6 protein-coding genes and 1 pseudogene are annotated in these 8241 nt (G+C 67.5%); 1 reads left to right on the plus strand and 6 read right to left on the minus strand.

Annotated elements, in window-relative coordinates:
- Positions 1-1804 (minus strand): annotated as a pseudogene (locus AC1D2K_RS24340) (alpha-2-macroglobulin); the annotation flags it as partial.
- Between the two features lie 145 nt (positions 1805-1949).
- Here AC1D2K_RS24340 and opgC point away from each other — a divergent pair.
- On the plus strand, positions 1950-3101 hold the full coding sequence (gene opgC, locus AC1D2K_RS24345) for an OpgC domain-containing protein (RefSeq protein WP_478091630.1): 1152 nt from the start codon (positions 1950-1952) through the stop codon (positions 3099-3101).
- On the opposite strand, the gene AC1D2K_RS24350 is transcribed toward opgC, so the two are convergent.
- The 5 genes from AC1D2K_RS24350 to argH form a co-directional block, all read right to left on the minus strand.
- A complete protein-coding gene (locus tag AC1D2K_RS24350) occupies positions 3078-3836 on the minus strand; it encodes an SGNH/GDSL hydrolase family protein (protein ID WP_478091632.1) in 759 nt (252 codons plus the stop codon). The genes opgC and AC1D2K_RS24350 overlap by 24 nt on opposite strands.
- Positions 3837-3982: 146 nt before the next feature.
- Positions 3983-5353 carry a UDP-glucose dehydrogenase family protein gene (locus AC1D2K_RS24355; protein ID WP_478091634.1) on the minus strand — a complete coding sequence of 457 codons (1371 nt, stop codon included), beginning with the start codon at positions 5351-5353 and terminating at the stop codon, positions 3983-3985.
- Between the two features lie 4 nt (positions 5354-5357).
- Positions 5358-6329: a UDP-glucuronic acid decarboxylase family protein gene (locus AC1D2K_RS24360; protein WP_478091636.1), complete on the minus strand. Its 972-nt coding sequence runs from the start codon at positions 6327-6329 to the stop codon at positions 5358-5360.
- A 21-nt stretch (positions 6330-6350) separates the two neighbouring features.
- Positions 6351-7193: a glycosyltransferase family 2 protein gene (locus AC1D2K_RS24365; protein WP_478091638.1), complete on the minus strand. Its 843-nt coding sequence runs from the start codon at positions 7191-7193 to the stop codon at positions 6351-6353.
- A 192-nt stretch (positions 7194-7385) separates the two neighbouring features.
- The coding region (gene argH, locus AC1D2K_RS24370; RefSeq protein WP_478091639.1) for an argininosuccinate lyase at positions 7386-8241 on the minus strand (856 nt) is incomplete at its 5' end.

Below are 8241 nucleotides of genomic sequence, written 5' to 3' on the forward strand. Positions count from 1 at the left end.
CGTCCTCGGTGGCGCAGGACGGCGCGTCCGGGGAAATGCCGGACAGCCTGACCAGCCCGTTCGCGTCGGTGGTGCCCGTCGCCACTTCACGGCCGTCGCAGCGGGACACGCGCACCGCGGCGTTGGCGACCACGCGGCCCTTGTCCAGCGTCGTGACCCAGGCCACCGCGTTCTCGCGGCCCAGCTTGAAATGCACCGCGAGGTTGGTGGCGAGCGCGGTAGTGCGCACGTACATCGTGCGGCCGCTGCCGTAGCGCTCGTCGAGCAATGCGTCGCCGAGCTTCTGCGACGCGATCTCCAGCACGTGGAAGCCGGGTGTCAACGGAATGCCGACGACCTCGAAAGGCCGCGGGTCGCCGTTCTCGGCCTTGGGCATGTCCAGTGTGCGCACGCCGGCCTGGCCGCCGAGCAGCGACACCATGCGGGTCTGGATGCTGTCGCGGTCGTCCTTGTCGATCACCTTCGGCAGCGCGCCCTTGACGTCGCGCGCCGCGCGTTTGCGCGACATCGTGTCGTTGCCGTCGTAGCGGCGCACCTTGCGGAACCAGGCGATGATCTCGGCGTCGCTTTTCGGATTCAGGTCGCTGACCTGGCCGGGCGTCGATCCCAGGGTCAGCGCCTGCACCTGGAGGGCCGGCTCGACGCGGCGCACCGTGACCGGCATCAGCGCCACCCCGCCGGGCTCGGCCAGGCGCTCGACCACGCCGAAAGGCGAGGCGGCGAACTTGGCCAGCGGCGGCATCGCGCCGGTCGCGACCTTGAGCGGAAAGCTGTCGGGCGATGCCAGCGCGCGGCCCGAGGCATCCTCGAACTTCGGCGGCAGCGCGATCGTGAACGGGGTCTGCTCTGCGAACGGGGCCGGGAAGTTCAGCGACTCGACCACGCCATCGTCGTCCCTGGCGGCGTTGTCGTCGAACACAGGGTTGAAGGTCTTGCCCGCGCCCTTGAGCGTGATGGCGGCGGCCAGCTTGCGCGCCACCGGTGCGTTGAACCGCAGCACCATGGGCTTGAGCGGCAGGCAGCCCGATTGCGCGTTCTCGCGCTCGCAGCTGAACGAGACCGCGAAGGGTTCGCGCACTTCGAAGTTGAGCCGCCGCTCGACGTTGTTGACCACGCCCGAGGGCGTCGCCACGCCCTTGCCATAGATCAGCTGCACCCGGCTGGCCGGCGGCAGCGTGCGATTGCACTGCAGCGCGAGGAAGCGCAGCGGCGCCTTCTCGGCCTCCTTGTCGCGCCCCAGCGCCTTCAGCAGCGCGGCGCGCTGTTCGCCGTCGATCAGCCTGACCGGGATGCGCTCGCCGATGCCGGCGGCCGCGCACCAGACGTTCTCCTGCACGCTCTCGGGCGTGGCCGGGCCGTTGAGCTCGAGCATGAAGATCTGCTGCTCGTCGATCTTGCCGTAGCTGGGCTGCCAGTTGCGCACGAACGGGCCGCCGCTGTTGAAGCGGTAGCTTTCCGGACCGGTCAGCTCCGAACCCGCGGCGGACTTGAAGCCGGCCACGCGCGTCACGCTGCAGCGCACGCCCGGCGGCAGGTCGTTCTCGAAGTCGAAGACCCATTGCTTCTCTCCGGTCCAGCGGCCCGTGCCCTTGCCGGCTTCGGCGTCGGCGCAGCTGACGGCGAGCGGCGCCGGGGCCTTGGGGTCGCCGAAGCGGACTGCGGGCTGGTCGAACTTGGCGACCACCTGGCGCACGCGCGAGACTTCGCCCTGGGGCGTCAGGCTGGTGATTTGCAGTGCCTGGGCCGCGCCGGGGGCGAGCAAGGCGCTGGCGGCCAGCAGGAAGGCGGGTATCGATCGGCTCAAGCTTGGGTTCTCCATCCAGATTCTTCTTAGCGCGTCGAGCGTAGCCCATTTGCTCCCTCGGATCGGCCCGTTGTCGGCCCCCTCCTTACAATTCCGCACTCGTCGTGCGTGTCTCGCGCGGACCGCTCAAAGAACACGCCGACCGATGAAACGCTACTGGGAAATCGATGCATTGCGCGGGCTCATGCTCGTGCTGATGACCGTCACCCACCTGCCGACCCGGTTGACCGATCCGCTGGGACAGCCGTTCGGCTTCGTCTCGGCGGCTGAGGGCTTCGTGCTGCTGTCGGCCTTTGTCTCGGGGCTGGTCTACAGCCGCATCGCGCGCACCCGGGGCGTCGACTCGATGCGCCGGGCCTTCTGGCGACGGGCGCTCAAGGTCTACCTGAGCCAGGCGGCGACGCTGCTCTTCCTGTTCACGATCATCTCGGCGGTGGGCCTGCGCATCGACCAGCCGGCGGTGAAGAACCTGCTGTCCTTCTACCTGGCCAATCCGCGCGAGGGCTTCCTCTATTCGCTGCTGCTGGTCTACGAGCCGGCGCTGCTCGACATCCTGCCGATGTACATCTTCTTCATGCTCCTGAGCCCCTGGGTGCTGGCCTTCGCGCTGCGCCACGGCTGGACCGGCGTGATGGTGGCCAGCGCAAGCCTGTGGGCGCTGGCGCAGTTCGGGCTCAGCGAATGGCTCTACGCGCTGGCCGTGCGTTACCTGGGCCTCGCGGTGCCTTTCCACGAGATGGGCGCTTTCAATGCCTTCGCCTGGCAGTTCCTGTGGTTCGCGGGACTGTGGATGGGCGCCAGTCGCAACGCGCCCGACGCCAGGCCTTTTTTGAGCTTCCCGTCCTGGCTGGTCGTGCTCGCCGGTGCGGCAGCGCTCTACGGCTTCTGGTGGCGGCACCACGGCATCCATGGCCAGGCGCCCTTCGGCGGTGACGTCGAGCTCAACCTGCTGTTCGACAAGTGGCAGCTCGGGCCGCTGCGCCTGGTCAACCTGGCGGTGCTCGGCATCGTGGCGGTGCGCTTCGGGCCGGCCGTCATGCGGCGCATCCCGCGCCTGCACGGGCTGGAGGATCTGGGCCGCGCCTCGCTGCCTGTCTTTTGCGCCCACCTGGTGGCTGTGCTGTCGGTGCTCGCGATCTACGGCGACAGCCAGACGGTCCGCCCCTGGTGGGGCGACGGGCTGTTGCTGGGCGTCGTGTTCGGCTGGCTCTACGGTGTCGCCCGCCTCACGCTGTGGTGGGACGACCGGCCCAGGCCGCCGCAGCCCAGGCAGCTATCGCGTGCCCTGGGTGACTGACGGCCCTCGGGCTCCCTCGCCCTGTGCCGCTTGCTCCTGCAGGTGCGGGGCGATGGCCGACTGCCACAGCCGGTAGCCCTCGTCGTTGAGGTGCAGCTGGTCGCCCCGGAAGAGCTCCGGCCGGGGTCGGCCATCGGCGCCCAGCATCGGCGTGAAGATGTCGATGTAGGCGCTGTTGGGCAGCCGCTGGAGGTAGGCGCCGATCACGTTGTTGGTTTCGCGGATGCCCGGCAGCAGCTTCTCGCGCGAAGGGCTGGGCTTGACCGAGATGTAGGCGATGCGGGTGCCTGGCAGCTCGGTGCGCACCGTGTTGGCGAATTGGGCGAAGCTCTCCAGCACCTGCAGAGGCGTCCGTCCCTCGGCCAGGTCGTTGTCGCCGGCGTACACGAGCACCATGCGCGGCTTGTAGCGCACCACGAGCTCGCGCGCGAACAGGCCGCAGTCGGCCATGGTCGAGCCACCGAAGCCGCGGTTGATGACCACCGGCTGCTGCCGGAAGTCCTGTGCCAGCCGGGGCCACATGCGGATCGTGGAACTGCCGACGAAGAGCACGCCGCCGGGGGCGGGAAGGCGCTCGGCGTCGGCGGCGTCGAAGGCGTTCAGTTCGCGTTGCCAGCGTGCGTGGGCCGCAGCGTAGGCGGCCGACTCGGCCGCCTTCGAATCCGGCTCGGCCTGCGAGGCCAGCGGGCTCAGACATGCGAGCCAAACCAGGGCGACGCGGACAGCAGCTTTCATCGAATCAATGTTAACCAAACAGGGGCGCGGCCGGCGCAGCCTGGCCCGTCGGTGAAACACCGCGGAACCGGCTTTGCCGGGCCGCTGGTGTTGCCCCCGGCAGGGGGTGGGAGGGCTACACGCAGTGAGCCCGACCTGGGGGCGAGCTAGAAACTATTTCGCCCGATGCCCTGGTAGATGACGCCGGCATCCTTCATGGTGCCTGGTTCATAGAGATTGCGGCCATCGAAGATCACCGGCGTCTTCATCAGCGCCTTGAGCCGTTCGAGGTTCGGGCTGCGGTAGGCCTTCCACTCGGTCACGATGATCAGCGCGTCGGCGCCGGCCAGGGCCTCCATGGGGTCCTTGGCGCTGAACGTGATGCGTTCGAGCAGCGCCGGCGCGTCCGCGAAGTCCAGCTTCAGTGCCCGCCGCGTCTCGTCGACCGCGATCGGGTCGTGCGCCACCACGCGGGCGCCGGCGCGCAACAGCACGTCGAGCACGACCCGGCTCGGCGCTTCCCGCATGTCGTCCGTGTTGGGCTTGAAGGCCAGTCCCCACAGTGCGAAAGTGCGGTCGCTCAGGTCCGGGCCGAAGCGGGCCAGCACCTTGTTGGTCAGCACACGCTTCTGCTCGTCATTGACTGCCTCGACCGATTCGAGCACGCGCAGCGCCTGCCCGTGGTCGCGCGCGGTGCGGGTCAGCGCCTGGATGTCCTTCGGGAAGCAGCTGCCGCCGTAGCCGGTGCCGGCATACAGGAAGCTGTAGCCGATGCGCGGATCGGATCCGATGCCCTGGCGCACCGACTCGATGTCGGCGCCGACGCGGTCGGCCAGGTTGGCCAGTTCGTTCATGAAGCTGATGCGGGTCGCCAGCATCGCGTTGGCCGCGTACTTGGTGAACTCGGCCGAGCGCACGTCCATCACGCGGGTGCGCTCGTGGTTGCGGTTGAAGGGCGCGTACAGCCGGCGCATCCAGGCCAGCGCCTCGCGGCCGTTGTCGTCGTCGCTGTAGCCGATCACGATGCGGTCGGGCCGCATGAAGTCCTCGACCGCCGCGCCTTCCTTGAGGAACTCGGGGTTGCTGACGACCGAGAACTGGAGGTCGGAGCGGCCGCGCCGGTCGAGCTCCTCCTGGATCACGGCCGTGACCTTGTCGGCCGTGCCCACGGGCACCGTCGACTTGTCGACCACGACCTTGAAGCCGTTCATGTAGCGGCCGATGTTGCGCGCCGCGGCCAGCACGTACTGGAGGTCGGCGCTGCCGTCCTCTTCGGGCGGTGTGCCCACGCCGATGAACTGGACGTCGCCGAAGGCCACCGAGGCCTCGATGTCGGTCGAGAAGGACAGCCGCTGGGCCGCCACGTTCGATTCCACGACGGCGTCCAGGCCGGGCTCATAGATTGGGATGCCGCCGGCGTTGAGGGTGGCGATCTTGCTGGCGTCGACGTCGAGGCAGAAGACGTTGTTGCCGATGTCCGCCAGGCAGGCGCCCGTGACCAGTCCGACGTAGCCGGTGCCGATGATCGTGATGTTCATGAGATCAGGCCGCGTTGGGTTCCGAAAGAACCTGGTCGAAATAGGCGATGGTCTTCTTCAGGCCTTCGTCGAGCTGGGTGCGCGGCGTCCAGCCGTCGAGTTCCTTCTGCGCCAGCGAGATGTCGGGCCGGCGCTGCTTGGGATCGTCGGCGGGCAGCGGCTGCTTGATCAGCTTGCTCTTCGAGCCGGTGAGCTCGATCACCCTGTTGGCCAGCTCGAGCATCGAGAACTCGCCGGGGTTGCCGATGTTGATCGGACCCGGTACTTCGTCGCCGGTGGCCATCATGCGCAGCATCGCCTCCACCAGGTCGTCCACGTAGCAGAAGCTGCGGGTCTGCTGGCCATCGCCGTAGATCGTGATGTCCCCGCCCCGGAGCGCCTGGACGATGAAGTTCGACACCACGCGGCCGTCGTTCATGTGCATGCGCGGCCCGTAGGTGTTGAAGATGCGCACCACCTTGATGCGCAGCTGGTGCTGACGGTGGTAGTCGAAGAACAGCGTTTCGGCGCAGCGCTTGCCCTCGTCGTAGCAGCTTCGGAGGCCGATCGGATTCACGCGGCCCCAGTAGGCCTCGACCTGCGGGTGGATCTCCGGGTCGCCGTAGACCTCGCTGGTGGAGGCTTGCAGGATCTTGGCGCGCACGCGCTTGGCCAGGCCGAGCATGTTGATGGCGCCGTGCACGCTGGTCTTGGTGGTCTGGACCGGGTCGTGCTGGTAGTGGATCGGCGAAGCCGGGCAGGCGAGGTTGAAGATCTCGTCCACTTCGATGTAGAGCGGAAAGGTCACGTCGTGCCGCATCAGCTCGAAGCGCGGGTGGTGGAGCAGATGCTCGACATTGCGCTTGCTGCCGGTGAAGAAGTTGTCGACGCACAGCACGTCGTGGCCCTGCTCGATGAGGCGGTCGCACAGGTGGCTGCCGAGGAAGCCGGCGCCGCCGGTGACCAGGATTCGCTTGGAAGCGTTGTATTTGCGCATGCGCGTGATCACTCCGTAATGTCAGTTCGATGGCTGCTGGTTGCGTTGCTCGTACATCTTCGCATCGACCAGCATGCGGAACCAGAGCGCCTGGAAAAACGCGAAATAGAAACCGGTCCTGCCGTCCAGGAAACCGAGGCGAAAGACATAGCGATAGACGAAATAGCCGAGCGAGCGGATGCCGATCGGGAGCTTGTAGTAGAGCTCCTTGATGAAGCGGGTGCGCTCCCGGGCATCGCCCATGAGGCGGGGTTTCAGCACGTCGTCGGCGGCGCCGCGCGGGCCGAGCTTCTCCTTCGCCTCGGCGTCGCTCCAGCGGTTGTGGCTGGCGATCCAGTCGCTGAGCCGGGCCGAGTTCTTGTCGTGCATGAAGCCGCCGAGGCGCCCGGGCGTCGCGGGGCTGATGAAGTGCTGGTCGTAGAGCCGCGATTCGCAGCGTCCCTGGCCCGAACGGAACAGGCGCAGGTGCCAGGGATTGAGGCCGCTGAAGCGCAGCATCTTGCCCATGAAATAGTCGCGGCGGCGGATCAGGTAGGCGTCCGACCCGGGCGTGCCGGACAGCAGCGCATTGATGTCGGCCACCGCGCGGGCGTCGAGCACCTCGTCGGCATCGAGGTGCAGTTGCCATTCATAGGCCTGCTCGACCTGCGCGATCGCCCAGTTGCGCTGGTCGCTGTAGTTGGTAAACGGGCGCTGAACCACGGTGCAGCCCAGTTCCGCGAGGATCGCGGGCGTGCCGTCCGACGAATGGGAGTCGACCGCGAAGACGTGCGGGCTGACTTTCTTCGCCTCGGACACGGTTTCCCGGATGATGGAAGCGGAATTGAAGGTCAGGATGACGACGACGCAGCGGGGTTTTTCCATGGAGTTCGGCGCTCGGTAACAGCTTCGGTTCAGGGTTCACCCTGAACCGTAAGCGCAAAGAATGCCAAACTTTAGCACTACATTCTTACATTTAGGAACACAACGGACGGTCGATGCCTTTCGTCCATGGGCCTATTGCCGCAGAACTTCACATTGTCGGCCGTGAAGTCGACCACGCACCGTGCGTCTCTCTCAGGCCAGCCTGGCCTGGTGCCGGGCGATCTGCCGGCGCACCTGCGCCGGCGCGGTGCCGCCGAGGATGTCGCGGGCGTTCAGCGAGCCGCGCAGGCTCAGCACGCCATAGACGTCCTTCTCGATCTTCGGGTTGAAGGTCTGCAGCACGGCCAGCGGCAGCTCCGACAGGTCGACCTGGTGCGAGATCGCCGCCTTGACCGCGTGGGCCACGGTTTCGTGCGCGTCGCGGAAGGGCAGGCCCTTCTTGACCAGGTAGTCGGCCAGGTCGGTCGCGGTGGCATAGCCGCGCAGGGCGGCGCGCTCCATCGCCTCCGGCTTCACCGTGATGCCGCCGACCATCTCGGCGAAGATCCGCAGCGTGTCCTTGAGCGTGTCGACGGTGTCGAACAGCGGCTCCTTGTCTTCCTGGTTGTCCTTGTTGTAGGCCAGCGGCTGGCCCTTCATCAGCGTGATCAGGGCCATCAGGTGGCCGACCACGCGGCCGGTCTTGCCGCGGGCGAGCTCGGGCACATCCGGGTTCTTCTTCTGCGGCATGATCGAGCTGCCCGTGCAGAAGCGGTCGGCGATGTCGATGAAGCCGAACGATTGGCTCATCCACAGCACCAGCTCCTCGCTCAGGCGGCTGATGTGCACCATGGCGAGCGAGGCGGCGGCCGTGAATTCGATCGCGAAATCGCGGTCGCTGACTGCGTCCAGGCTGTTCTGGCAGACCTCGTCCATCCCCAGCGCGCGGGCGACGGCCTCGCGGTCCAGCGGGTAGCTGGTGCCGGCCAGCGCCGCGGCGCCCAGCGGCAGCCGGTTCACCCGGCGGCGCACGTCGGCCATGCGCTCGCCGTCGCGCGCGAACATCTCC

The sequence above is a fragment of the Variovorax sp. P1_H12_2 genome, from assembly GCF_056405335.1.

Bases quoted from the DNA above. Each gene is read 5' to 3' on its own strand.
- AC1D2K_RS24350 (WP_478091632.1), bottom strand. From the start codon at position 3,836: ATGAAAGCTGCTGTCCGCGTCGCCCTGGTTTGGCTCGCATGTCTGAGC.
- AC1D2K_RS24365 (WP_478091638.1), bottom strand. From the start codon at position 7,193: ATGGAAAAACCCCGCTGCGTCGTCGTCATCCTGACCTTCAATTCCGCT.
- AC1D2K_RS24360 (WP_478091636.1), bottom strand. From the start codon at position 6,329: ATGCGCAAATACAACGCTTCCAAGCGAATCCTGGTCACCGGCGGCGCC.
- AC1D2K_RS24355 (WP_478091634.1), bottom strand. From the start codon at position 5,353: ATGAACATCACGATCATCGGCACCGGCTACGTCGGACTGGTCACGGGC.
- opgC (WP_478091630.1), top strand. From the start codon at position 1,950: ATGAAACGCTACTGGGAAATCGATGCATTGCGCGGGCTCATGCTCGTG.